18 protein-coding genes and 3 pseudogenes are annotated in these 24,613 nt (G+C 69.0%); 10 read left to right on the top strand and 11 right to left on the bottom strand.

The annotated features are described in order from the left end of the window. The 5 genes and pseudogenes from E1258_RS12205 to E1258_RS12185 form a co-directional block, all read right to left on the bottom strand. A pseudogene (locus E1258_RS12205) lies at positions 1–1,200 on the bottom strand (transposase); the annotation flags it as partial. A gap of 113 nt (positions 1,201–1,313) precedes the next feature. Beyond that, positions 1,314–4,169: a glycoside hydrolase N-terminal domain-containing protein gene (locus tag E1258_RS12200; RefSeq protein WP_132399670.1), complete on the bottom strand. Its 2,856-nt coding sequence runs from the start codon at positions 4,167–4,169 to the stop codon at positions 1,314–1,316. Between the two features lie 410 nt (positions 4,170–4,579). Then, the gene (locus E1258_RS12195) at positions 4,580–5,047 is read right to left on the bottom strand and encodes a hypothetical protein (RefSeq protein ID WP_132399668.1); all 468 of its coding nucleotides are present in this window, start codon (positions 5,045–5,047) and stop codon (positions 4,580–4,582) included. Between the two features lie 340 nt (positions 5,048–5,387). Further along, the gene (locus tag E1258_RS12190) at positions 5,388–6,599 is read right to left on the bottom strand and encodes a sorbosone dehydrogenase family protein (RefSeq protein ID WP_132399666.1); all 1,212 of its coding nucleotides are present in this window, start codon (positions 6,597–6,599) and stop codon (positions 5,388–5,390) included. Positions 6,600–6,750: 151 nt separating this feature from the next. Further along, positions 6,751–7,154 (bottom strand): annotated as a pseudogene (locus E1258_RS12185) (flavoprotein); the annotation flags it as partial. A 51-nt stretch (positions 7,155–7,205) separates the two neighbouring features. On the opposite strand from E1258_RS12185, the gene E1258_RS33270 reads away from it, so the two are divergent. Then, a complete protein-coding gene (locus E1258_RS33270; protein ID WP_165949734.1) occupies positions 7,206–7,409 on the top strand; it encodes a hypothetical protein in 204 nt (67 codons plus the stop codon). Positions 7,410–7,441: 32 nt separating this feature from the next. Here E1258_RS33270 and E1258_RS12180 read toward each other — a convergent pair whose 3' ends face one another. Further along, positions 7,442–8,476 carry a HAMP domain-containing sensor histidine kinase gene (locus E1258_RS12180; RefSeq protein ID WP_207919523.1) on the bottom strand — a complete coding sequence of 345 codons (1,035 nt, stop codon included), beginning with the start codon at positions 8,474–8,476 and terminating at the stop codon, positions 7,442–7,444. A gap of 164 nt (positions 8,477–8,640) precedes the next feature. Then, positions 8,641–9,300: a response regulator transcription factor gene (locus E1258_RS12175; protein WP_132399662.1), complete on the bottom strand. Its 660-nt coding sequence runs from the start codon at positions 9,298–9,300 to the stop codon at positions 8,641–8,643. A 176-nt stretch (positions 9,301–9,476) separates the two neighbouring features. On the opposite strand from E1258_RS12175, the gene E1258_RS12170 reads away from it, so the two are divergent. Genes E1258_RS12170 through E1258_RS12155 form a run of 4 tightly spaced genes read left to right on the top strand, consistent with a single transcriptional unit; the run spans position 9,477 to position 13,007 of the window. Then, positions 9,477–10,022: a hypothetical protein gene (locus E1258_RS12170; protein ID WP_132399660.1), complete on the top strand. Its 546-nt coding sequence runs from the start codon at positions 9,477–9,479 to the stop codon at positions 10,020–10,022. Continuing rightward, positions 10,019–11,110, top strand: coding sequence for a peptidoglycan-binding protein (locus E1258_RS12165; RefSeq protein WP_132399658.1), 1,092 nt, complete (start codon positions 10,019–10,021; stop codon positions 11,108–11,110). Before E1258_RS12170 ends, E1258_RS12165 begins: the two co-directional genes overlap by 4 nt. Beyond that, positions 11,107–11,799 carry an ABC transporter ATP-binding protein gene (locus tag E1258_RS12160; RefSeq protein WP_132399656.1) on the top strand — a complete coding sequence of 231 codons (693 nt, stop codon included), beginning with the start codon at positions 11,107–11,109 and terminating at the stop codon, positions 11,797–11,799. Before E1258_RS12165 ends, E1258_RS12160 begins: the two co-directional genes overlap by 4 nt. Next, positions 11,796–13,007, top strand: a complete 1,212-nt coding sequence (locus tag E1258_RS12155; protein ID WP_132399654.1) for an ABC transporter permease — start codon at positions 11,796–11,798, stop codon at positions 13,005–13,007. The genes E1258_RS12160 and E1258_RS12155 overlap by 4 nt, the downstream gene beginning before the upstream one ends. A 216-nt stretch (positions 13,008–13,223) precedes the next feature. Here the strand turns inward: E1258_RS12155 and E1258_RS12150 are convergent, their stop codons facing one another. Further along, a complete protein-coding gene (locus tag E1258_RS12150; protein ID WP_132399652.1) occupies positions 13,224–13,676 on the bottom strand; it encodes a hypothetical protein in 453 nt (150 codons plus the stop codon). Positions 13,677–14,883: 1,207 nt separating this feature from the next. On the opposite strand from E1258_RS12150, the gene E1258_RS12145 reads away from it, so the two are divergent. From E1258_RS12145 to abc-f, 3 genes and pseudogenes are all read left to right on the top strand, one after another. Further along, positions 14,884–15,468, top strand: coding sequence for a MerR family transcriptional regulator (locus E1258_RS12145; RefSeq protein WP_132399650.1), 585 nt, complete (start codon positions 14,884–14,886; stop codon positions 15,466–15,468). 336 nt (positions 15,469–15,804) lie between these two features. Continuing rightward, positions 15,805–16,104: pseudogene (locus E1258_RS34650) on the top strand (hypothetical protein); the annotation flags it as partial. Further along, entirely contained in the window at positions 16,053–17,708 is a 1,656-nt protein-coding gene (gene abc-f / locus E1258_RS12135) for a ribosomal protection-like ABC-F family protein (protein ID WP_132399646.1), read from the top strand. The pseudogene E1258_RS34650 and the gene abc-f, both read left to right, overlap by 52 nt. Before the next feature lie 44 nt (positions 17,709–17,752). Here abc-f and E1258_RS12130 read toward each other — a convergent pair whose 3' ends face one another. The 3 genes from E1258_RS12130 to E1258_RS12120 form a co-directional block, all read right to left on the bottom strand. Then, entirely contained in the window at positions 17,753–18,535 is a 783-nt protein-coding gene (locus E1258_RS12130; RefSeq protein WP_132399644.1) for a thioesterase II family protein, read from the bottom strand. Positions 18,536–18,621: 86 nt separating this feature from the next. Continuing rightward, complete coding sequence (locus tag E1258_RS12125) at positions 18,622–19,767, bottom strand: DegT/DnrJ/EryC1/StrS aminotransferase family protein (RefSeq protein ID WP_132399642.1); 1,146 nt, start codon at positions 19,765–19,767, stop codon at positions 18,622–18,624. Next, positions 19,764–20,996, bottom strand: a complete 1,233-nt coding sequence (locus E1258_RS12120) for a cytochrome P450 (protein WP_132399640.1) — start codon at positions 20,994–20,996, stop codon at positions 19,764–19,766. Before E1258_RS12120 ends, E1258_RS12125 begins: the two co-directional genes overlap by 4 nt. A gap of 744 nt (positions 20,997–21,740) precedes the next feature. Between E1258_RS12120 and E1258_RS12115 the strand changes: the two genes are divergently transcribed. Together E1258_RS12115 and E1258_RS12110 are read left to right on the top strand one after the other, a co-directional pair. Next, positions 21,741–22,829, top strand: a complete 1,089-nt coding sequence (locus E1258_RS12115; RefSeq protein WP_243715378.1) for a cytochrome P450 — start codon at positions 21,741–21,743, stop codon at positions 22,827–22,829. 222 nt (positions 22,830–23,051) lie between these two features. Beyond that, on the top strand, positions 23,052–24,613 hold a 1,562-nt coding region (locus E1258_RS12110; RefSeq protein ID WP_132399636.1), incomplete at its 3' end, for a polyketide synthase.

Here is a 24,613-nt window from a genome sequence, read left to right as displayed (position 1 = left end):
GGGTCGGGCCAGCCGGAGTTGGGTGTAGGCGGCGATGATCAGCCAGGTCCAGCGGTCGGCGGTGTGCGGGTCGCGGAGTTTCGGCACTGTCGAGCCGAGGGTCTGCTTGAGCAGCTGGAAGGTGTGTTCGATGTCGAAACGGCGCAGGAACGCCTGCCACAGCAGATCGATGATGGTCGGGTTGGGATTGTCGCTGGGCTGGTGGCCGAGGTCGGTGGACCACCACAGCCAGACTGGCTTCGCGGTCGCGCCGGAGGGCAGCCGTTGCACGTCCAGGCGGATGAGGGCGCCTTCCCCGATGGGCAGATCGGGGCAGTCGGCCCAGGCGGCGCGGCGGGTGAGCCACAGCCGGTGCCAGGCGCGGGCGGTCGCGGTGCCGTAGAGGCGGGTCTCGGTCACGGTGGTCACGTCCGGGGTGCCCCAGCTGGCCGGGTCGCCGAAGATGAACTCGCTGCCATGCCGGGGTGGCCGAGCGCACTTGGGGCCCGGTGTCCATGGCCCCGGCGGGCGGCGCAGCACCCGGTCGGGTCGCATCCGGGCCAGGACGCGTACCGGCAGGTCCCGTAGCAGCCAGGCCAGCCGGGCCGCGTCGTCGCCGGCATCCATCACCACCCAGACCGCTGGGTCACCGGGCTGCCAGTGCCCAGCGGTGATCAGCCGGTCCACCACCGCGCGCAGCTGCTCGGCGGTGACCGCGGCCCGCTCGGTGCCCGGGGCCAGCCGGACCGCGTCCAGCGGCGCGGTCCACGAACTGCGCCCGGACTCCAGGGCCACCACGAACGAGTACGGCCAGCCAGGCACCCCGGTGTGCTGGTCCTTGCCACGACCGTAGGTGTGGCACAGGATCCGCTCCGGCACCGTGTGCGCTCGCGGCCGCAGCCAGCAGGTGACATCCACCGCCAGGACGATCCGCCGTCAGCGGCCCGCGGGACCGGCATCGACGCCACCACGGCCCGCAACCGCCTTTATATCGATCCGACCCGCGCCAAGCGCGTCGTACCACGCGCCGTGACCTCGACGATGCTCCGCCACCAGCGACAACGCCGGCAGCGACCGTACCGGCCCATCCGCGCACAACACCGCGTCAGCCAACTCGAACAACGCATCAGCCCTGGCGCTCAGACAACGATGCAGTTCCGTACGGAACGTCGCGAGCTTTCCCACCGCGCTCCCGCGCTTGGCGTCGGGCACACTGATCATCCCGCAGCCCTTGGTCCTGATCTTCTTCCCTAGGACAAGAAAAATGATCAACCAAGGGCTGCGGCCATGATCAGCCAGGGTCGATACCAACCGACCACGGGTTGAAGATCAAGCTAGACGCGTTGGAGTTGGAACTGCTGGTTGGTGCTACTGGTGGGCGTCCACTGGGAAACGCGGGCGCCGTCAGCGGTGGAGGCTTGCCAAACGTCCATGGCCAGGCCGCTTTGCCGGTTGACCAGGCTCACCACGTCACCGCCGTGTTCGACGAGTCGCCACTGCTGACTGGCGGCGTTGGTGTCCGGCTGCTGGTTGATGTCGGCACCGCTGCTGTTGCTGGCGATCTGCAGGACCAGGCCGCTGTGCCGAGCCCGGATCCGGTAGTAGCCGCCGTCGGACGGCAGAAACTCGAACTGCTGGTTGGGTCCGGTGCCGGTCGACCACTGGATCAGCTGCGCGCCGGCCGCGGTGGATCCGCCGCTGATGTCGGCGGCCTTCCTGCTGTGCTGGGCCACGAGCCGGTAGTAGGCGCCGACCACCACGGGCCCCGACCTGACGGCCGACGCGCGGTAGGTGTGACCGGCCTGCCCGGCGAACTCGATGAGATCGGTTTCGAGCCGCGTCGGCTGGACCGCCGTGCCGTTGGTCTCGTCGCGCAGATCGAAGGTGCCGGCGAAGATCTGGCTGCGCACCCGAACGGCGCCGGCGCGGTCGGGGGTGACGACGAGCTCGATCCGGCTGCTGCTCCACGCAGCGCCAACCGTGTATCCGCCGCGGCCGCGCAGACCCGTGACGCTGCCGGTGGGCCAGGCGGACGGTAGGGCGGGCAGCAGATGCAGTTCGTTGTTGTGGCTCTGCAGGAGCATCTCGGCGATGCCGGAGGTGGCGCCGAAGTTCCCGTCGATCTGGAATGGTGGGTGCAGGTCGAACATGTTCGGCGCGAGCCGGTCGGTGCGCACCAGATCCCGGAGGAGCTTGTACGCCCGTGCGGCGTCTTCCAGCCGGGCCCAGAAGTTGACTTTCCAGGCGAGGGACCATCCGGTGCCATCGTCACCGCGCAGCTCGAGTGTCTGCCGCGCGGCTTGGTGAAGCTGGGGTGTGCCCCGCTTGGTGATCTGGTTGCTGGGGTGCAGCCCGTACAAATGGGAAACGTGACGGTGGGTCCGCTCGGTCTCCACCCAGTCGGCGAGCCACTCCTGGACGTTGCCGCGGGAGCCGACCTTCGTCGGTGGCAGCCGGTCCTTGGCGGTGCGCACCTGGGTACGGAAGGTGGCGTCCACGCCGAGGACCTCGCTGGCCAGGGCGACGCCGTTGAACAGGTCGCGCAGGATCTGGTTGTCCATGGTGGGGCCGGCGCAGACGAAGGCGTTCGAATGGTGGCTCAGCTCTGGCGAGTTCGACGGGTTGGTGACGAGGTAGTTCAACGTCGGGTGGGTGACCAGGGTGTCCAGAAAGAACTGGGCAGCGCCCTTCATCGCCGGGTAGTTCGCGCGCAGGAACTCCAGATCACCGGTGAACAGGTAGTGATCCCAGATCATCGTGGCCAGCCACGCGCCGCCGGTTTGCCACATGCCCGACTGGGCGTAGTCGACGACCGACGCGCCGCGCCAGGCGTCGGTGTTGTGGTGGGCGACCCAGCCACCGGCGCCGTACTGCGCCTGTGCCACCCGGGCACCGGTCACCGTCAGGTCTTTGATCATGTCGAAGACCGGCAGGAAACACTCGGACAGGTTCGTCGTGTCGGCCGGCCAGTAGTTCATCGGCAGGTTGGCGTTGAGGGTGTACTTCGAGTCCCACGACGGGGCCATCTGATCGTTCCAGATGCCCTGCAGGTTTGCCGGCTGCGTGCCCGGGCGTGAGGAGGAGATCAGCAGGTAGCGGCCGAACTGGAACAGCAGCGCGGAAAACTGCGGATCGTTCGTGCTCGCGTGCTGAGCGATCCGCACGTCGGTCGTCTGGTCGGCCGCCGCGGTGCGTCCGAGGTCGATCGTCACCCGGTTGAACAGCGCCTGGTAGTCGGCCAGGTGCCGGGCGCGCAGCTGGTCGAAGCCGGCGGTGCGGGCGGCGTTCAGGCGGCTCCGGGCGATGCCCTGGTAGTCGCCGTTGACGGTGCGGTAGTTGACGTAGCTGGTGCCGATCGAGACCAGCACCGTGACGCTGGTCGCGCCGGAGACCCGCAGGGTGCCGCCGGAGCTGCTGACCGTGCCGCCGGTGACGCTGGCGTTGACCAGGGCGAGGAAGCGGACCTGCCCGGTGACGCCGTCCATGTTTGCGGAGATGCCGTCGAGGCCGATCGTGGCGCTGTCCGGGCTCGACACCGTCGTCCGTTGCGGGCTGTCGAATGTGGCGTTGAACGTAATCGAGTTGGCCCGGTCGGCGGTCAGCTGGATAACGATCACCTGGTCCGGTGCGCTCGCGAACACCTCCCGCTGATACCGAACCCCGTTCAGCACGTAGGTGGTGGTGGCGGTGGCCGTGGTGAGGTCGAGCGCCCGGTTGTACTGCGAGGCACCGCTGGCGCTGCCGAAGGCCAGCCGCAGGTTTCCGACCGGCTGGTACGCCAACTGCCCGGCGGGGTTGCCAACCATCGTCTGATTGATCAGATCCTGCGCCTGGGTCCACTGGTCGGCGAAGACCCGCCGCCGGATCTCCGCCAGGTTGGCCGCACCACGGGTGTTCGCCGAGTCGTACGGACCACCGGCCCACACAGTGTCCTCATTGAGCTGTAGCCGCTCGGCGTCGACATTGCCGAACACCATTGCACCCAGCCGACCGTTACCAATCGGCAGTGCTCGAAGCCAGTCCGTGCCCGCCGGCTCGTCGTACCACAACGCCATATCACCCGCGGCGCGCAGCTGCGGCGGTGCCAACGCGCCGGCCTTGGCGGCCGCGGTCCAGCCGGTGGGCAGCAGCAGGGCACCGGCCCCCGCCGCCCCGGCTCCGAGGAGTTTCCTTCGTGTCACTTCTGACATTTGTCTTCTCCAACCGGCACAGCTACACCCTTGGGAGTGGCGTCACGGCGTGCGGGCACCGCGCCATCGACCGAAGCGCTTCACTCGATCACATGGTCACGCCATCCAAGGAAGTGGCGCATCTAAACGTATGACGTCATACGTTAAGTGGCCGATCGGAGATAGTCAATACGTGTCAACGTTGGTGCCGGACAGGGGCCGCGCCGCCAGGGCCGCGCCCCGCCCGCCCGCCAACGGTCATGCCGCGACGGCACACCCTCGGTCGTCCCCCGTCTCGCCCACGGCCTCGAGTGCCTGCCGCAGGAGTTCGGGTTCGGGTCGGGGATCTAACTGCGAGCCCACGCGCAAAGTGCGACCTCGTGTCGCGACGGCAGAAGCGGATGTCCGGGAACGGTGGGCTCTGGCGGCCTCTACGCGGTGAGTAACCGCTTGATCCGTTCGTACTCGGCGGCCATCTGGGGCTTGGCTAGAAAGTCGTTGAGATCGGCTGAGACCTGGAAATCGACCTGCTCGATGGAGCGGATGGCAAGCTCGTAGAGTTCGCCGCGCTGGTCCGTCTCCAGGTAGGTGGTCCAATGTTCGAGTGCGGAGACGATGGTCAGGAGTTCGGGATCCATGTCGCCGTCTGTGAGGATGCCTTCGTCGATTCGCGCCAGCTGCGTGCGTAACTCGGTCGCGCTGGTCGTCAGGACGTTCTCGCGTGCGATGGCGAGCGCCGCCCACGCGTCCTCGTCGAGCTCGTCCTCAGCTGCGAAGTTGAGCGGCAGTTCGTCCCGGACGAGACGGGCGACCGTCTCGGCGCCGAAGATGCGGAGGTTGTCCTCGCTGGCTCCAGCGATCAGGTGGCGAATGTCCGCTTCGAGTTTGTCATATCTCACCGCTTCAGTCTATGAGTGGGTCGCTGCTGACCACACGCTCGTTGACTACTTGCGGTCGTCAGGGTGTTAAGGCGGGCAACACAGACAGTGGGTGTGACACCAGCGACGGATGCGCAGTCGGGTAGCCCCGATGCATTGCTGCATCGGGGCTCCCTCAGATCCGTACGGGCCACTCGTCGCGGCATACGGCTCAAGTGAGCCCCGGAGGGCGTTTCAGCGTGGAGTAGTGCTGGTTGGCTGCGGGCACCGGTTGCCCGGCGCTGGCAGCGCGAGTGAACGAGTCGGGTACCGTCCGGTGTGGCCTTGTCCGCGTGGGCGGTTAGGTGGTGCTTGGTGATCGCTATGCGGCGGCTGGCTGGACGCGCTCGAACCGTACCCGGCTCAGCCATCCCGGGTAGTCACTGAGCACGTACAGTTCGCCGCGCACGTCGGCGTCGATCGCGGTCGGCTGGATGGGGAAGTTGCCGATCGTGGCGGTCTCGTAGCCGCCCGTGGACTTGGGGCGAACGGCGAACGCGAGGGTCGAGCAGTAGTCGCTCGCGATGTAGGTCCCCCACGCCTCCGGGGTGGCGGACCCTCGGTACACCACGCCGCCGGTCACCGAGCAGCTCTCGGTCATGAAGTGTTCGTACTCGAAGACCGGGTCGGTGTACACCACGCCCGGGCGGCATTGCGCCGGGTCGAACACCGGAGTGCCCTCCCGGCAGGACCAGCCGAGGTTCGCCCCACCCTGCCACGGGCGGATGTGGTTGATCTCCTCGACCAGGCCCTGGCCGACGTCACCGATCCACAGTGAGCCGTCGACCGGATCGACGGAGAACCGCCACGGGTTGCGCAGCCCGTAGAGCCAGATCTCTGGTCGCGCGCCGCGCTTCTGGACGAACGGGTTGCTGGCGGGTACGCAGTAGGGCTTCGCCCCGCAGGTGCGGTTGACGTCGATCCGCACGATCTTGCCGAGCAGGGTGCTGAGGTCCTGACCGGCCTTGTACGGGTCGTTCGAGTGGCCGCCGTCGCCGAGGGACCAGTAGAGGTAGCCGTCGCGGCCGAACGCCACCTGTCCGCCGTTGTGGTTGTTGTACTCGGCGTGCTCCTGGGTGAGTAGCACCTGTAGCCGCTCAGGAGCGCCGATCGGCAGTCGCGCCAGGGTCAGCGCGCCGGCCGGCATGCTCGTATAGGCGACGTAGAGCATCCCGGTCCGCGCGAAGTTCGGCGCAGGCGTGATGCCGAGGAGGCCACGTTCGTTGCCCGACGTGTCGATCCGGGCGGTCAGGTCGAGCACCGGCTGGGCCGCCAGGCCGGTGTCGGGATGGTAGGCGCGGACGGTGCCGTTCTTCTCCGCGATCAGCATCCGGCCGTCCGGCAGCCCGGTGAGCGCGATCGGACGCTGGAGACCGGAAGCCACCTGTTCGGACACCACGGTCAGCTCGGTGAGGGGCACCGCCCTGGTGTGGGGGGTGTCGGCCGCCGAAGCCGGTGGCAACAGGAGCGCGGACAGGACCAGAACGAGCAGCCCTGCCAGTGCGGGGGCTGGATGACGACGCCAGCGCGACATGTTTCAGCTCCTCGAAGCGGGTTCGGTGTGAACGGGATATGGGAGCGCTTCCACAATACATCAGCGATTGTCGATGTTGAAGCGGAGGTTGCACGCGGCCGGCCATGCGAAACAGACACGAAGGGCCGATAGATTCGGCTCTCAATCCGTGTTCGGGGCCGAGGACGACGTGTACTCCTTCGTCGAAGAGGCTGGTCACGGCGCGGCGGAAGGGGATTCGTGCGGCGAGGGCGTTGTTGACGAAGGGGACGATGACGGTCGGCACCTGTCGTCCGATGAGTTCGGCGAGGTGGTCATGGCGTAGTCGTCGGCCGGGCCGAGGGCGACCTTGTTGATCGAGTTGTAGGTTGCGGGTGCGATGACCAGCGCGTCGATGGTGGGTAGCGAGCGGCGGACGCCCGGAGATGCCCGGTAGTCGGATCGCACGGGTGCACCGGTCGGCTCCTCGATGGCCGGTATGTCGATGAAGCTGGTCGCGTGGGGTGTGGCGGCGACCGCCGGAGGCCACCTCCAGATCGTCGTCTGCGCCGCCAGCCCCGCCCTCGACGTCACCACGCTGATCAACGCCGCACACGAGCAGTCCTGGACCACACCGGCGCAGATGGCGTGGACGCGGGCGGTCCAGTTGCCGTCGTAACGGCTCCGGCCCTCGCGGGCCTCGAGCCGGACGTGGTCCAGCGGCCGCGCCGGATACAGGGCGATCATCGCGGCCTCGCCCACGGGCGCGGGCAGCTCGTCCTCTCGTTCAACGACGACAATCTGGGCGACAACGGGGACAACGCCGCCATCGTCGTCAGGCAGTGGATCTGAACGTGTCGCGCGCTCGGCTCGGCCACCGCCGATCATCTCCGCACCGACCTGCCCGAGTAGGCCCTGTCCAACGCGATCGCCGCACCGACGTACCGCTTGGTCCGCGGCTGGGTCGGAGCGGGTTCCGGCACGTCGAGCAGGACGACGAGGCCACCCGTCGGTCGCGGCTGGGCCCGCACGGATCCGCGGTGGGCCCGGGCGATCGAGGCGACGATCGACAGCCCCAGACCCACCCCGTGATCCGTGCTGTCCCGGCCTCGGCGTAGCTGCCGGAACGGCTCGAACAGCGTGGCAGCCTGGTCGACCGGTACGACCGGCCCAGTGTTGCCGACCGTGAGCACGGGTCCCGGGGAGCCGACCCGCACCCAGACCTGCCCTCCCGAATGGTTGTACTTGATCGCGTTGTCCACCAGGTTGATCACCAGGCGTTCCAGTAGCACCCGGTCGCCATTGATGACCTGCGGTGTCAGGTCGGCGTGGATGCGCAGGCCGTTCTGGCTGGCGCGGGTGCGCTGCGCGTCGATCACCCCGGCAGCCACCTCGTCGAGCCGCACCGGTGTGCGGTGGTCCAGCCCGCGATCGCTGCGGGCCAGCACCAACAACCCTTCGATGAGGGACTCGATCCGGACGTTCATCGCGAGCAGGCGTGAGCACAGGCCCCGTACGGCCGGGTCGGTGCTCTTCCGGGCCAACGCCACCTCGACCAGGATGCGCTGCGCGGCCAACGGTGTGCGCAGTTCATGCGAGGCGTTGGCCACGAACCGCCGCTGACTGTCGAACGAGTCCGACAGCCGATCGAGCATCTCGTCGAAGGTGTCGGCCAGGTCGGTCAACTCGTCGCGGTGTCCCCGCATCCGGATGCGCTGGTTCAGGTTCTCCGCGCTGAACTGGCGCGCCGCCTCGGCCATCACCCGTACCGGCCGCAGCATGCGACTGGCGACGATCCAGCCCACCAGCAGGGCAAGCAGCAGGGTGATGGCAAGCGTCACGCCGGACTGCACCAGCAGCGTGTCAAGTACGTCGATGCGGTACTCGGCGGCCATGTCCGCGTTCAGCGGTCGCACCATCGATGTCGGGGTCGGGCCCGTGGTGTCGATTCGTCCGCTGGCGACCGGAGGGAGCGCCGCCCGGAACAGGATGTAGTTGATCGTGAGTAGGATGACGGCGCTGAGCAGAAAGATCCCGCCGCACATGAGGACCAGGTGTCCCTTGACTGACAGGCGACGCAGGACTACTCGCCCAATCGGTAACCCACTCCGGACAGCGTTTCGATCACCGCCGGGCTGCCCAGCTTCTTTCGCAAAGTCATCATTGTCACTCGAACCGCGTTCGTGAACGGATCGATGTGTTCGTCCCATGCCTTCTCCAACAGTTCCTCGGCGCTGACCGCGGCGCCTTCGGCCCGCATCAGAACTTCCAGTACGGCAAATTCCTTTCGGGACAGCGCGATGAACCGGCCGTCCCGGAGCACCTGGTGCCGGGGGACGTCGAGTTCGATGCCGGCACGACGCAGCACCGGCGGTAGCGCCGGCCTGGCACGCCGACCGAGTGCCTGTACCCGGGCGACGAGTTCGGCGAGGGCGAACGGTTTGGTCAGGTAGTCGTCCGCGCCGATGCTGAGCCCGTGTACCCGTTCGTCGAGGTCGACCGAGGCGGTCAGCATGATCACTCTGGCTTCACCACCGGCCGAGACGATTGCCCGGCAGACATCGTCGCCGTGTACCACAGGCAGGTCGCGATCGAGGACGACGACGTCGTAGCGGTTGATGCTGATCAGCTCCAGCGCGGTGGCGCCGTCTGCGCACAGGTCCACCGCCATGGCCCGCTGGCGCAGTCCCTCGGCCGTCGCCTCAGCCAGTACGGCCTCATCTTCCACGATCAGTACGCGCATTGAGGTCCCTTCTCGTCGCACCGGCTCCAGTGTGCACCAATCGATCGTAAGTTCGAGATAAGAAGTACCGCTTACGCCACCAATATCAGCTCGCTGGTACACCTTTTGGCAAGAGTGACATCCTCCTGAGCTGGCGATGATCCTGATCGGGAGAGGACCCTGGAAAGAGGAACGCCATGAGTCGTGAGTTGTTAACGCCCATCCTGCTGGCCACGCTACTGCTGGCCACCGGCTGTGCCACCAAGGCCGGCAGTAACGAGGTCGCGTCGGTGTCCGGTGTCTCCAGCGCGCCCGTGGACGCGAACCAGGACGAGTTCCGGCGGTGTATGAAGGAGCAGGGAGTCGATCTCGACGCGAATAGTGACAGCAATGAGTTGGGCGGCGGTTCGGGGCACGACTCGGGCAAGGTCGACTCCACCAAGGCGCCCGGCCAGCAGCAGCGGGAACTTGCCGCGCTCGAGCAGTGCCGCCAGCACCTGCCCAACGGCGGTAACCCGCAGCCGCTCGGCGAGGAGGAACTGGAGCAGGCCCGGGCGTTGGCCAAGTGCATGCGCGCCGGTGGTTTCGACTATCCCGACCCCGACCCGCACTCCGGTGGCGGCTCCGGTTCGCTGGCCATCCCGCCGGGGATCGACATCAGCAACCCGACCGTCCTGGCCAAGCTACGCGAGTGCCGGCAGGAGGCGGGCTACCTGCCAGCCACGCCGGGTGCCGGATCGTGAGCGCGGCGACCACCAGCCAGAGCGGCGGTCCGGTGCGGATGCGACGCGAGCGGCGACAGCGCTGGCTGCTCGGGGGCGTCGTGGCCGTGGCCGTGCTCGGCACCGGCGGAGTCACGGCGTACAGCCGACTCCAGGGTGTCTCCGCCGAGCCGGCGCGGGAGGCGGCCACGCCTCGGCGCACCGCGACGGTCACGAAGACCGATCTGGTCGAGCGGATCGTGGTCGGCGGCATGGTCGGGTACGGGCGGACCAGTCCGGTGACCGGTCGCCGGGCCGGCACCATCACCTGGTTGCCCAACGCCGGCGCGCTGGTCAGGCGGGGAGAGCGGCTCTACTCGGTGGACGCTGACCCTGTCCCGCTGCTGGTCGGGGACACTCCGATGTACCGGGACATCGGCGACGGGGTGTCCTCCGGGCCCGACGTTCTGGTCCTGGAACGCAATCTGGACGCGCTCGGCTATGACGTTGGCACGGTGGACGGCAAGTTCCGGTCGGGCACCCGGCGGGCACTCAAGGAGTGGCAGCAGAGACTCGGCCTGCCAGAGACCGGGCGACTCGCCCCCGGCGACGTTGTGGTGCTCCCCGGTGAGGTACGGGTCGACGAGGTGACCGGGCGGCTCGGTGGCTCAGCCCAGAGTGAGGTGCTCAACGTGTCCGGTGTCGGGCGACTGGTCACGGCGGAACTGGAGGAGGCTCAGCGCGGCTTCGCACGTCCCGACGCCGAGGTCCGCCTCGACCTGGCCGACGGACGGTCCACGACCGGCATGATCAAGTCGGTCGTCGCCGTCGGTGGTGACGAGGACGATCGGTCCACGCTCACGGTGACGATCGGCTTCACCGACTCCGCGCTGGCCACCAAGGTGGACACCGGCCCGGTCACCGTCCGGTTCGACGGGGCCAGCCGTGACGATGCGCTCGCCCTGCCGATCGAGGCCCTGGTGGCGCTGCGCGAGGGCGGTTACGGAATCGAGGCGGCCGAGGGCGAGCAGCGGTACTACGCGGTCGAACTGGGCCTGTTTGCCGACGGTCTGGTCGAGGTCTCCGGGGACGGGGTCACCGAGGGCATGGTAGTGGTGGTCGCGGGATGACCGCGGTGCTGGAGTTGGAGAACGTTTCCAGGATCTATCCAGGCGGCGTCCACGCACTACGTGCGGCGAACCTCCGCGTGCACGCGGGCGAGATGATTGCCATCGTCGGGCCGTCCGGTTCCGGCAAATCGACCATGTTGCACCTGATGGGTACCCTCGACCGGACCACGACCGGAACGGTGTGGATCAACGGACACCGGGTCGACCGGCTGACCGACCGCCGGCTTTCCGCATTGCGGGCCTCGTGGATCGGGTTCGTCTTTCAGTCGTTCCACCTGACCGACGGGTTGAGCGCACGGGAGAACCTGGTCACGGCGCAGCTCTACCGGGGTGTCCCCACCCGGTTGCGGCGAGCCCGCGCGGATGAGGCACTCGAACGGGTCGGGCTCGCGCACCGGGCCGACCACCTGCCGACCGAACTGTCCGGCGGGGAACGGCAACGGGTCGCGATCGCCCGGGCCGTGGTGAACCGTCCCAGCATCGTGCTGGCCGACGAACCCACCGGCAACCTCGATTCCCGGGTGGGTGCCGAGGTGCTCGACCTGCTCCGGGAACTCAACGCCGAGGGCACCACGATCGTGGTGATCACGCACGATCTCAGCATCGCCGGTCAGTTCCCCCGTCGAGTGGAGATGCTCGACGGGCAGATCCGCGCCGACGTCACCCAACACTGTGCGGTGGCCGGATGACCGTGCGACTGCCACCGCCCACCCGGTTGTCGTTGCCCGACCTGCTCGGGCTCGCCACGGTTGGTATCCGGGTCCGCCCGGCGCGCACGGTGCTGGCGGCCCTCGGGATCACCATCGGGATCGCCGCCCTGATCGCGGTGATCGGCATTCCGGCGTCCAACCAGGCCGCGGTGCGGGCGGGGCTGGCCGCGCTCGGGCCGAACCTGCTCACCGTCACGCCCGGCCAGAACCTGGTCACCGGAAAGCGAGCGCAGCTTCCTGCGGAGTCGGTGCCGATGATCCAACGCATCGAGCCGGTGCAGTCGGCCTCCGCCATCGGCTACACCTCAGCCAAGGTGCGACGGACCAACCTGGTGCCGGAGGACGAGACCAACGGCCTCGCGGTCGCCGCCGCCCGACTCGACCTGCCGGCTGTGCTGAAGGCGACGATGCGCGTCGGGGTATTCCTCGATCGCGTGACCGAGCAGTACCCGGCCGTGGTGCTGGGTGCCCGGGCCAGTGAACTGCTGGGCGTCGAGCCGCGGCCAGGTGAACCGGCTCCGCCGGTCTGGATCAATGACCGCTGGTACATCACTGTCGGGGTGCTCGACCGACTCCCACTCACCCCGGAGATCAACAACTCGGTCCTTGTCGGCTGGCCGGCGGCGCAGCGCTACCTTGGCTTCGACGGGCGCCCGCAGGCGATCTTCGTCCGCGTGGACGACGAGGCTGTCGACGACGTACGGGCGGTCCTCGGGCGCACGGCAAACCCGCAGCGGCCCGAGGAAGTGCTCGTCTCTCGTCCGTCCGACGCACTGGCCGCGCAACGTCTGGTCGAGCAGGCGTACTCCTCGTTGTTCCTGGGGCTCGGCGCGGTTGCGCTGCTGGTCGGCGGGATCGGAGTGGCCAATACGATGATCATCTCGGTGCTCGAACGGCGCCGGGAGATTGGGCTGCGCCGGGCGCTCGGTGCCAGCCGCGGGCATGTCGCCAGCCAGTTCCTGGCCGAGTCCGTACTGCTCACCGGCATCGGCGGTGCGCTGGGAATACTGCTCGGTGCGGCGGTCACAGCCGGCTACGCCGTAGCTGAGCGATGGCCGGCTGTCCTGCCGCCGACGGCCCTGCTCGGTGGGCTCGCGGTAGCGGTCGGCACCGGTGTGCTGGCGGGTGTCTACCCTGCGGCCCGCGCCGCCCGGCTCGCGCCGACCGAGGCGTTGAGCACGAACTGACCGGCTGGCGGTAGTCGCCCGCACCGTCGCCCGGCGGCGGTGCGGGCTGACCGGTTCGACGCACGTACGGGTGCGGCCCCCCGGGAGAACCGGGAGGCCGCACCTCTGTTGGCCGAACGGGACTCAGCTGATCGCGGTTGGGCCGATCGTGCTCCTCCCGATGTTGGCCCTCCCAATTGGGGCCTCACCCAGTTGCGGGATCAGCCGGTCGTGGGATCAGCCGATGGTCTGGAACCGGAATGCGGTCGCCGGCCCGTACGAACCGCAGTCGACCCAGCTGAACCAGGAGCCGACCCCGACGTAGGGACCGTTGACCCAGCCCCAGCCCGCGCAGTGCACGCCGAAGCTGACCGATCCCGAGTACACGGTGTAGTAGGCCTCGACGTAGTTGGGCGCGTAGTAGTACACGTTGTAGCTGTAGGAGGCCGCCGGCCCGATCACCGAGTCGCTGCCGAGCACCTTGGCTCCGGCCGGTGCGGCGGCCGGTGCGGCGGCCGCACCGACCGCGGCCTCGGTGCCGGCCGTGGGCGCGGTCTTGGCATCCTTGGCCGCCTGAGCGGGGGCGGCCACTGCGGTGGCAGCGAAGATCATCGCTACCGCCAGCGTCATCTGGAGCAGGACAGTGCGGATGCTCTGGCCGTTGTGCCGGAGCCTGGTCGGAACGTTCATCCTGGGACCTCCATGGAGCCCTCGTGGGGGGATGGACACCGACAAGCATCGGCAGCAACCGGCGACGCTCAAATAAATGGAAGCGATTCCTTCCATGACATGGGGTCTGGCGAATGTGTTGACGGTTTTTGACTCATCCGATCATCCTCCCGACGATGGGCCGAACGGGCAGCTCGCTTCCCTTTCAACCCATCGATCGGCGACTGTCGGATGTGCGACAGGTGATGTGTGGACTTCACCGAGTCATATCTACACAAGTGAATTCTTGGCCAACGGGATGGCGTTGGTGGCGTCAGCCCGGATGGTCAGATCTTCCTGTTGGATGCAGGAGGCTAAGCGGTGTCCAAATTGCCCAACGTGGCAGGTGACAATAATCACCCAGGCGGGGTTGACACCTTCTGGTGGAGCTGTTGGGGCGCGGGAATTCGGCAGCGCGTCCGACGCCGCGACGTTGGTCCGGGCTGCGTACAGCAGGGTCTCCCCGCGCCGGCGTTCGTGGCGTGGGGCCGGGTCCTTCCCCTGACCAACCACTGTCGCGGGTCGAGCGTCTGGTGCTCGGGCGAAACGGGTCGCTGGCGTGGGCGCTGTCGGCGTCAGTGCTGGTGGCAGTGTGCTGGACGATCGGGCGGACCGGCTCACCGTCCTTCCTGCGCGCCGGGGCGGGCCGCGGCGGGCGGGTGGCAGCGGCAAGCTCCCGGTTCGCCAGGGACGCCGAGGGTGCCACTAAAGAAGTGGCATTGCCCCGCAGAACCTCTGTAAGTCGCGAAGCGCCACCATGCATGCATCACGAACATCCAGGTCAAGGTGACGCGGGTGGTGGGTCGCACTCGGGCCCAGGTGCCTTGCGGGTATGGCGGGCGCGGGCCGGTCGGTGGCGCGCGTCTATGCGCAGGCCGGCACGCGCGCGGTGAACGCCTGTCGACCCCTTTATGTTTTGCTTATAGCGACGCTGCCACAATTGCGGTCCGGGAGGATGTGGAATGTTGCTTGATGATCTCCGGCGTAAACCGCTCGGGGCAGGCCTGCTGGATGCCTGGATCTTTCCGTCGGCGTCGGTGGATCTACGCGGATGGTCGGCGCTCCGTCGATCTTCTGAACTTGACACCGCGGTCCGGCAGGAAGTGGACAAGCCGTGGCCCACTGCGCCCGGCGGCTGCCATTGGCTCGGGGCTGCTGCGGCGATGATCGGAGGCAGGGGATACTATTGATGACCATCGACCAATTTGCGGCCGAGGTCTGGCTCACCCCGCGGACCATCCGTTCCTACCACACCCGCGGGCTACTTCAGCCGCCGAACCGGATCGGCCGGACACCCTACTACGACCGTCCCCACCTCAACCGAATGCGGACTGTCGCACTTCTACAGGGACGGGGCCTTCCGCTGGAAGCGATCTGTGCCTTGATCGACCCGGACGTGGTAATCGGCAAATTCATCCTGCCGGACCGGACGATCGACCAGGTGCTACGTGCCGACCCGAGTCTGACCCGCCCGCTGGTCGATAGCGGAGTCCTCCTGCCGCGCCCGGACGGCGCGTTCGGCGTCCGGGGCGCTCGTGCGGTGCTGGCCGCCAGAGTCGCAAGCCGGCCAGACGCTCCGCTGGCCGAGGTACTGCACGTTCTTGCCGGCTCGGTGACCGCAATCGCGCCGCTCGCCGACGAACTGCTCCGCCGGGTGGGTGCCGAATTGCTCCGTTTGGTGCCCGGCGGTGTCTCCCATCGGGACGAGCTGCTTGACCTTGTTGTCGAGGCGTTGCGGGTCGGGCTGCAAACTCGGGCCACGCCGGCCGCCTGACCGGGACGTGTCCGGCTCCGGCCAGGCGTTCGCCGCTGGTCGGAGCCTTGTCGTGCCCCCTGCGGACGCCGGGTGCCGGCGGATCTGCTGGCAGCCGGGCCGCAAACCATTGGCTCCTGGCGCGGCGCAGCATCACCACCGGAGAGATCGCCGCGGCCACGCCGCCCGCCAACATCCCCCGTCGTCTCGTCGACCAGCGCCGATTTCGTCATCCGCCGCGCGTGACGCGCCAAGGCTTTCCGAGTAACGGTCGTTGACGTCACGTAACGGGTTCGTCAGGTAGTTCGGCCGTGCTCGATGACCGAGATCGCCGAATACTCGCAGGTCGTCGTCCGAGGACAGTCGCTGTGCTGCTACCTCGACGTGTCCCTGCCCGAGATGCTGCGGCGGCACTTGACCCGCCCACAAACCAGCGAGTCCACCGCTGAGCAGATGAGCGGCTGGTATGCCGACCGGGACGGTCACATGGTTGACTGGGGTGGAAATCGGACATTGGTAAAAGGAGCCAGGGAGGCCCTCCACGCGGCTCCCGTCCGTGAGTCCGTGACCGATCGGACGTACCAGCTCCGATACAGGAGGCCCCCTTGCGGAACAGCCCGCCGTCAACCCACTCGCAGCTCGTCCTGCACGAGGTGACCAAGCACTACACCGAGCGGGTCGTCCTGGATCGGGTCTCACTGACCGTCAAGCCGGGGGAGAAGGCCGGCGTCATCGGCGAGAACGGGTCGGGGAAGTCGACCCTGCTGAGGCTCGTCGCCGGGCTGGAGACGCCGGACGACGGTGAGTTGACCGTCTCGGCGCCCGGCGGCATCGGTTATCTCGCCCAGCGGCTCCGGCTGCCGGCCGGCGGCAGCACCGTACGGGACGTGGTGGACCACGCGCTCGCCGACCTGCGCGACCTGGAGACCCGGTTGCGCGCCGCCGAGGCGGACCTGGCCACCGCCACGCCCGCGCAGCTGGACGCCTACGGCACGCTGCTCACCGAGTTCGAGGCGCGCGGCGGCTACCAGGCCGACGCCCGGGTGGACGCCGCCCTGCACGGTCTCGGCCTGGCCGAGCTCGACCGCGACCGCGACGTCGACACGCTCTCCGGCGGGGAGCGGTCCCGACTCGCGCTCGCGGCGACCCTGGCCGCCGCGCCGGAACTGCTGCTGCTCGACGAACCCACCAACGACCTCGACACCGAGGCCGTGGAGTGGCTGGAGGATCACCTGCGGTCACACCGGGGCACCGTCGTCGTGGTCACCCACGACCGGATGTTCCTGGAGTCGGTCACCCCCACCATTTTCGAGGTCGACACCGACACCCGGGCCGTGCACCGGTACGGCGACGGCTACGCCAGCTACCTGCGGGCCAAGGCAGCCGTCCGAGCGGCCCGGGAGCGCGCGTACGCGGACTGGCTGGCCGAGGTCGAGCGGCAGTCCGAGCTCGCGGAGCGGGCCGGGACGATGCTCAGGTCGATCTCCCGCAAGGGGCCGGCGGCGTTCAGCGGCGCCGGCGCCCACCGCTCCCGGTCCTCGTCGACGGCGACGTCCCGCAAGGCCCGCAACGCCAACGAGCGGCTCCGTCGCCTGCGGGAGAACCCGGTCCTGCGTCCCGCCGACCCGTTGCGGTTCACCGCGTCCGTCGCCCCGGACCCGACGGACGCCGACATCCGCTGCGTCGAGTTGACCGACGTCCGGGTGGGCGACCGCCTGCACGTGCCGGAGCTGAGCATCGGCCCCGCCGAACGGCTGCTGATCACCGGCCGAAACGGTGCGGGCAAGAGCACCCTGATGCGGGTGCTCGCCGGGGAACTCGTCCCGGACGGCGGAACGGTGCGGCTGCCGGCCCGGGTCGGCCACCTGCGTCAGGACGTGACGGTCGGGCAACCCGGCCGCACCCTGCTGGAGACGTACGCGTCTGGCCGGCCGGGCCCGCCCGACGAGTACGTTGAGGAGCTGCTCGCGCTCGGTCTCTTCCGCCCCGAGGGCCTGCGCATGCCGGTCGGGACGCTCTCGGTCGGGCAGCGCCGGCGGATCGACCTGGCCCGGCTGGTCAGCCGCCCGGCCGACCTGCTGCTGTTGGACGAGCCCACCAACCACTTCGCGCCCCTGCTCGTAGAGGAGCTGGAACAGGCGCTGGACGGCTACGCCGGGATGCTGGTGGTGGTCACGCACGACCGGCGAATGCGGAGCACCTTCACGGGGACCCGGCTGGAGCTGCGCCAGGGCGAGGCGATCGGGGTGAGCCGCGCCTGATGATCGGCCCGGGACGCCGTGACCGCGCCGGGGCGGTGTGGGTCTCAGCCGGGGCCGGTTCCCGGTCGGGCCGTGGACGGCGCCGTGAGAGCGGCCGTGATCTCGGCGCACACCGCGTCGAGCTGACCGTTGAGGTAGAAGTGCCCGCCGGGAAAGGTGCGGACCACCGTGGCCGCCGCGGTCACCTTGGCCCACGCCGCGGCCTCGTCGGCGGTCACGTTCGGGTCGGCGTCACCGGTGAGCACGGTGACCGGGCAGCGCACCCCGGGGCCGGGCCGGTAGTCGTAGGCGGCGACGGCCCGGTAGTCGTTGCGGATGGCGGGAAGGAGCATGTTCAGCAACTCCTCGTCGTCCAGCAGGCTGGAGTCGGTGCCCTCGAGCCGGCGGATCTCGTCGATCAGCTCGTCGTCAAACCGGTAGAACCGGTCCCGCCGACGGACGGACGGGCTGCGGCGGCCGGAGGCGAAGAAGTGCACGAGCCGATCGGCGGCGGCCGGCGGGAGCCGGCGGCCGGCTTCGAAGGCGACCGTGGCGCCCATGCTGTGCCCGAAGAAGGCCGTCGGCCGGTCCGCCCAGGCGAGCACGGCGGGCAGCAGCCCCTCCACCAGGGCGTCGACGGACTCGACGAAGGGCTCGCCCCGGCGGTCCTGCCGGCCCGGGTACTGGACCGCCAGCACGTCCACGTCGGCGGCGAGCCGGCGGGAGAACGGCAGGTACGCGCTGGCGGCGCCCCCGGCGTGCGGGAAGCAGAACAGCCTCACGGCAGGGTCGTCGACGGGCCGGTAGCGGCGTAGCCAGAGTTCGGACGGATCGGCGGGCGGGGACATGGCGATCGACGCTCCTCGGGCTTCTCGACGTTGAGGTGGTCCGGTCGTTTCCGGCGGCGCGCGGGCTGGTCGTGCCCGGCGGCACCTCACCGGTGGGGCGGCCCCACCCCCGCGCCGAGGTCGGTCACGATGTCGCGCACGGCGGTCACCACCGTCTCGACGCCCTCGTCGGGCAGGTGGGGGCCGATCGGCAGGCTCAGGACCTCCTCGGCCAGCCGCTCGCTGATCGGCAGCGGCCCAGCCCGCCGCACGTCCTCGGTGTCCCGGTACGCCCCGGAGCGGTGCGCCGGGACCGGGTAGTGCACCAGCGTCGCCACCCCCGCGTCGGCCAGTCGGGCCCGCAGCGCCTCGCGGTGCGGGGTGCGTACCACGTACAGGTGCCACGCGGACGACGCCCACGGCGCGACGGAGGGCAGGACGAGGCCCGGCAGACCGGCCAGCGCCTCCGTGTAGCGCCGGGCCACCCGGGCCCGCCGCTCGGTCCACTCGTCCAGGTGGGGCAGCTTGGCCCGCAGCACCGCCGCCTGGAACTCGTCAAGCCGCGAGTTGCCGCCCTGCACCTGGTGGTCGTACTTCCGCGCGGAGCCGTAGTTGCGCAGCAGCCGGACACGCTCGGCGACCCGGGGGTCGTCGGTGACGACGGCCCCGCCGTCGCCGAGCGCACCGAGGTTCTTCGCCGGATAGAAGCTGAACGCGACGACGCCGCCGGCGCCGACGGGTCGCCCCCGGTAGGCGGCGCCGTGGGCCTGCGCCGCGTCCTCCACCACAGGTACGTCGTGCCGGTCGGCGACCGCCCGCACCGCGTCCAGGTCGACCGGGTGCCCGTACAGGTGCACGACGAGCACCGCCTTGACCGCGGGGGTGAACGCCGCGGCCAACCTGTCCGGGCAGATGCCGTAGGTGCGCTCGTCGGGTTCGACCGGCACCGGCCGGGCCCCGGTGGCCGAGACCGCCAGCCACGTCGCGATGAACGTGTGCGCCGGCACGATCACCTCGTCACCGGGGCCGACGCCCAGCGCCCGCAGGGCCAGCACCAGGGCGTCAAGCCCGCTGCCCACCCCGACGCAGTGACGCGCCGCGCAGTATGCGGCGAACTCCGCCTCGAACGCGTCCAGCTCCGGCCCGAGCAGGTACCAGCCGGAGGCGGACACCCGGGCGTACGCGGCGTCCAGGCCGGCCCGTACCTCTTCGTTGGCGGCACCGAGATCCAGGAAGGGAACGTCCCCTCTCACCTCGACGGCTGTCCGTCGCGTACCACGTGGATGGGCAGGCGTCGCGCGGTGAGCTGGTCGGCGTCGTAGAACTCGACGCCGTCGTGGTCGATCCGGAACTCGGTGAACTGGTCGAGTGCCTGGTTGAGGAAGACCTTCGCCTCCAGCCTGGCCAGGAACGCGCCCAGGCAGTGGTGGATGCCGTGGCCGAACGCCAGGTGCTTGTTCGACTCGCGTCGGACGTCGAAGGTGTCCGGGTCCGTGAACACCTCGGTGTCGCGGTTCGCGGAGGCGATCCACGCGATCACCATTTGGCCCTTGCGCATGGGGTGCCCAAAGATGTCGGTGTCCTCGTTCAGGATCCGGAAGATGCAGTTGAACGGGGACCGGTAGCGCAGCGTCTCCTCGATCACACCCGGGACGAGGCTGCGGTCGGCGCGCACCGCCGCCTGGGCCTCCGGGTGCTCCTCCAACACCAGGAACAGGTTGCTGAGCAGCGTGGCACTGGAGATGTGCCCGGCGGTGAGCAGCAGGGCGACGATGTTGACGACTTCCTCGTCGGTCAGCCTGCGCCCGTCGACCTCCGCCTCGCAGAGGCCGCTGATCAGGTCGTCCTTCGGCTCGGCACGCTTCTGGGCGATCTGCGCGTACAGGAACTCGGACCACTCCTCGATGGCGGGGCCGACCGTCTCGGTGAAGTCGTCCGGGAGGTTGGGGTACTCCAGGCCCTCGTTGCTGAGGATGATGTCCACCCACTCGCGGAACTTCTCGTGGTCCTCGGTGGGGATGCCGAGCAGTTCGGCGATGACCGTCACCGGCAGGGGGTACGCGAGGTCGCTGGCGATGTCGATCCGGTCCTGGTCACGTACCCGGTCGAGCACGTCGGCGGTGATCTGCCCGATCCGCGGCTCGAGCTGGGCGATCCGGCGGGGAGTGAACGCCTGGCTGACCAGCTTGCGCAGCGGCGCGTGCCGCGGCGGGTCGATGCCGCCGATGGTGCCGGGGCCCATCAGCAGGGCCAGTTCCGGCGGGACGGGAAAGGCCGAGGTGAAGTCCGAGGAGAAGACCAGCGGGTTCGTGGTGACCGTCTGGTAGTCGCGGTAGGAGAACACGTGCCAGGCCTGGCGGGTCTCGTCCCAGGAGACGGGCCAGTTCTTCCGCATGTAGGCGAACCAGTCCAGCAGCCCCTGGGCGTCGGCGCCCTTGGGCAGGTCGATCGGTCCCGCCGGAGCGTTCGGGGTCTGCGTCATGGTGAGCTCATCTCCTCGGTGGTCTCGGCCGTCGGGCCGAACGGAAAGAGGGCCTGGTGCGCGAGGGCCGTCCGGTCAGGGAGGGAATCGTCCCGGTTCGAGCTGTCGCCCGCGGCCGTCTCCGTCGCCACGCCGACCCTCCGCGCAGGCACCGCCTGACCGGGCACGTCGAAGGGCCTGACCGTTTCCGGAGCGCCGGCTAATGCGGAATCGAAAGTGCTGTGGAGGTCGCGAAGTGTGAGTCGTGTCGTCGTGGACTGATCTTCTCGTGCTGGGCGGCGAGTCAGGGCTGCGGCGGCGGGGAAGCCGTGCCGCGTACTTCTCTGGGGCGTCGTAAGTTTCGGTACGAATCGTGATGTCCGCAAGTCTGGACCTGACATAGTGCTGTCTGCAACGCTCGGAGCATTCGTTTTAGCAGTTGATTGTGGTCATTGTCTTTAGCGATCGGGTCGGTTCATAATCAAGACATGACATAGTCTTCTGCAGCTTCGTGACAATGGTCATCGATCAGTGTTTGCTAAATCGGCGGAAGGGGCGAGCGGTTCGGGGGGCTTTGTCAAGATCAATGCAAAACCGCATCCTTGATCAATGCGGAACCGCACCCTGCCTGGAGGATAAGCTGCCATGGAGCACCAAATAACGGCCGGGTCCTGCAGGTTCTACCCCTTCAGTGACCGCGCCGACCTGAATATCGATCCCACATACGGCGAACTGCGCTCGAAAGAGCCGGTCGCCCGCGTCCGCATGCCCTACGGAGGGGACGCCTGGCTGGTCACCCGGCACGCCGACGCCAAGAAGGCCCTCTCTGACCCCCGGCTCAGCATCGCAGCCGGAGCCGGGCGCGACGTGCCCCGCGCCTCCCCCCGTCTCCAGGAACCCGACGGGCTGATGGGCCTTCCCCCCGACGCGCACGCCCGACTGCGCAGGCTCGTCGCCGCGGCGTTCACGCCCAAGCGCGTACGGGACATCGCCCCGCGCGTCGTCCAGCTCGCCGACCAGATCCTCGACGACGTGATAGAGACCGGGCCGCCCGCCGACCTCGTACAGCAGCTCGCGCTCCCCCTGCCAGTGATGATCATCTGCGAGATGATGGGCATCGGGTACGACGAGCAGCACCTGTTCCGCGCCTTCGGCGACGCCCTGATGTCCTCCACCCGATACACGGCAGACCAGGTCGACCGGGCGGTGCAGGACTTCGTCGAGTACCTTGGCGGCCTCCTCGCACAGCGCCGCGCGCACCGCACCGACGACCTGCTCGGCGCCTTGGTCGAGGCCCGGGACGACGGCGACCGGCTCACCGAGGACGAACTCGTCATGCTCACCGGCGGCCTGCTCGTCGGTGGCCACGAGACCACCGCCAGCCAGATCGCTTCGCAGGTCTTCCTCCTGCTTCGCGACCGGACCCGGTACGAGCAGCTCCACGCCCGCCCGGAGCTGATCCCCACGGCCGTCGAGGAACTGCTGCGCGTCGCCCCGCTCTGGGCGTCCGTCGGCCCGACCCGCATCGCCACCGAGGACCTGGAACTCAACGGGACGACCATCCGGGCCGGCGACGCCGTCGTCTTCTCGCTGGCGTCCGCCAATCAGGACGACGACGTCTTCACCAAAGCCGCCGACGTCGTGCTCGACCGTGAACCGAACCCGCACATCGCCTTCGGACACGGTCCCCATTACTGCATCGGGGCGTCACTGGCCAGACTGGAGATACAGGCCGCCGTCGGTGCCTTGGTCAGGCGACTTCCGGGCCTCCGCCTGGCCGTCGAGGAAAGCGAACTCGAATGGAACCGAGGAATGATGGTACGCAGCCTCGTGGCCCTGCCGGTGACGTGGTGACCCGGCCTGGGCGTCAGATCAGGTGACGCTCGGATCAACACCCTTGGCCGACCGACCCGGACCTGAAACGGCCCGGTGAAACCCGGAACCTGTCGACCACCGTTGTCGCGAGCGTCCGTCGGGACGACGCGCTGTGGACGCAGACGCGTGCAGCGCAGCGGAACTGTCCCGTCGGACCGTGGATGAGCTTCCGAGCATTGTTCTCTCGACCCAGGAGACCCCATGACTGTCAAGAGTGACGTGCTGCGCCACAGCGATATCGCCGTCATCGGTATGTCCTGCCGGCTTCCCGGCGCATCGGGCGTCGAGGAATTCTGGGACCTGCTGCGCAGCGGTCGGAGCGCGGTCGATCGCCAGCCCGACGGCAGTTGGCGGGCGGTGGTGGAGGGAAAGGGCGAATCCGACGCCGCGTTCTTTGGGATGACTCCGCGCCAGGCGGCTGCGGTCGACCCGCAACAGCGCCTGATGCTCGAACTCGGCTGGGAGGCCCTGGAGAACGCCCGCATCCGGCCGACCGACCTGAGGGGCTCCGACACCGGCGTCTTCATGGGGGTCACCGCCGACGACTACGCCACCCTGCTGCACCGGTCCGGCGCGGCCATCGGAGGCTACACCACGACCGGCCTGAACCGCAGTCTCATGGCGAACCGTCTCTCGTACCTGCTGGGCCTGCGCGGACCCAGCTTCACCGTGGACTCCGCGCAGTCGTCCTCGCTGGTCGCCGTCCACCTGGCGTGCGAGAGTCTGCTGCGGGGCGAGAGCGGGGTCGCCGTGGTCGGCGGGGTGAGTCTCATCCTTGCCGAGGAGAGCACCGCCGGCATGGCACGGATGGGAGCACTCTCACCCGACGGACGCTGCTTCACCTTCGACGCCCGGGCCAACGGCTACGTCCGTGGTGAGGGCGGCGTGGCCCTGGTCCTCAAGCCGCTGACCCGGGCGGTCGAGGACGGCGATCGGGTGCACTGCGTCATCCGGGGCGGCGCCGTCAACAACGACGGCGGCGGTCCCAGCCTCACCCATCCCGACCGGGAGGCCCAGAAGGCGTTGCTCCGCCGGGCGTACGAGCGGGCGGGGGTGGCCCCCGAGCACGTCGACTACGTCGAGCTGCACGGCACCGGGACGAAGGCCGGCGACCCCGTCGAGGCTGCGGCCCTCGGGGCGGTGCTGGGTGCCGCCCGCCCTTCCGGCAACCGACTCGCGGTCGGATCGGTCAAGACCAACGTCGGCCACCTGGAGGGGGCCGCCGGCATCACCGGCCTGCTGAAGGCGGTGCTGTGCGTACGCGAGGGAGTGCTGCCGCCGAGCCTCAACTTTCGTACGCCGAACCCGAACATCCCCCTCGACGAGCTGAACCTGCGGGTGCAGACCGAACTGCAGTCGTGGCCCGCCCGCGACGCCGATCGCCCGCGCCTCGCCGGAGTCAGCTCCTTCGGCATGGGCGGTACGAATGCGCATCTGGTTCTCGAGCAGGCTCCCGTGACGGTGGAGGAGCCGGTCGTCGGTGGTGGTGGTGGTCGGGTGTTGTCGGTGGTTCCGGTGGTGGTGTCGGGTCGTTCGGTGGGGGCGTTGCGGGCGCAGGCGGGTCGGGTGCGGGAGTTGTGTGGGGGTCTTTCTGGCGGTGGTGTGGGTTTGGTGGATGTGGGTTGGTCGTTGGTGTCGTCGCGGTCGGTGTTTGAGCATCGTGCGGTGGTGTTTGGTGCGGGGGTGGGGGAGGTGGTTGCTGGTTTGGATGTGGTGTCGTCTGGTGGGGTGGATGGTGTGGCGGGTTCGGGTGTGGTTTCTGG

It is taken from the genome of Micromonospora sp. KC207 (genome assembly GCF_004348615.1).
Classification (GTDB): Bacteria; Actinomycetota; Actinomycetes; order Mycobacteriales; family Micromonosporaceae; genus Micromonospora.
Note: the sequence above shows the minus strand (reverse complement) of the source record. Positions and strands in the feature narration are given on the sequence as shown.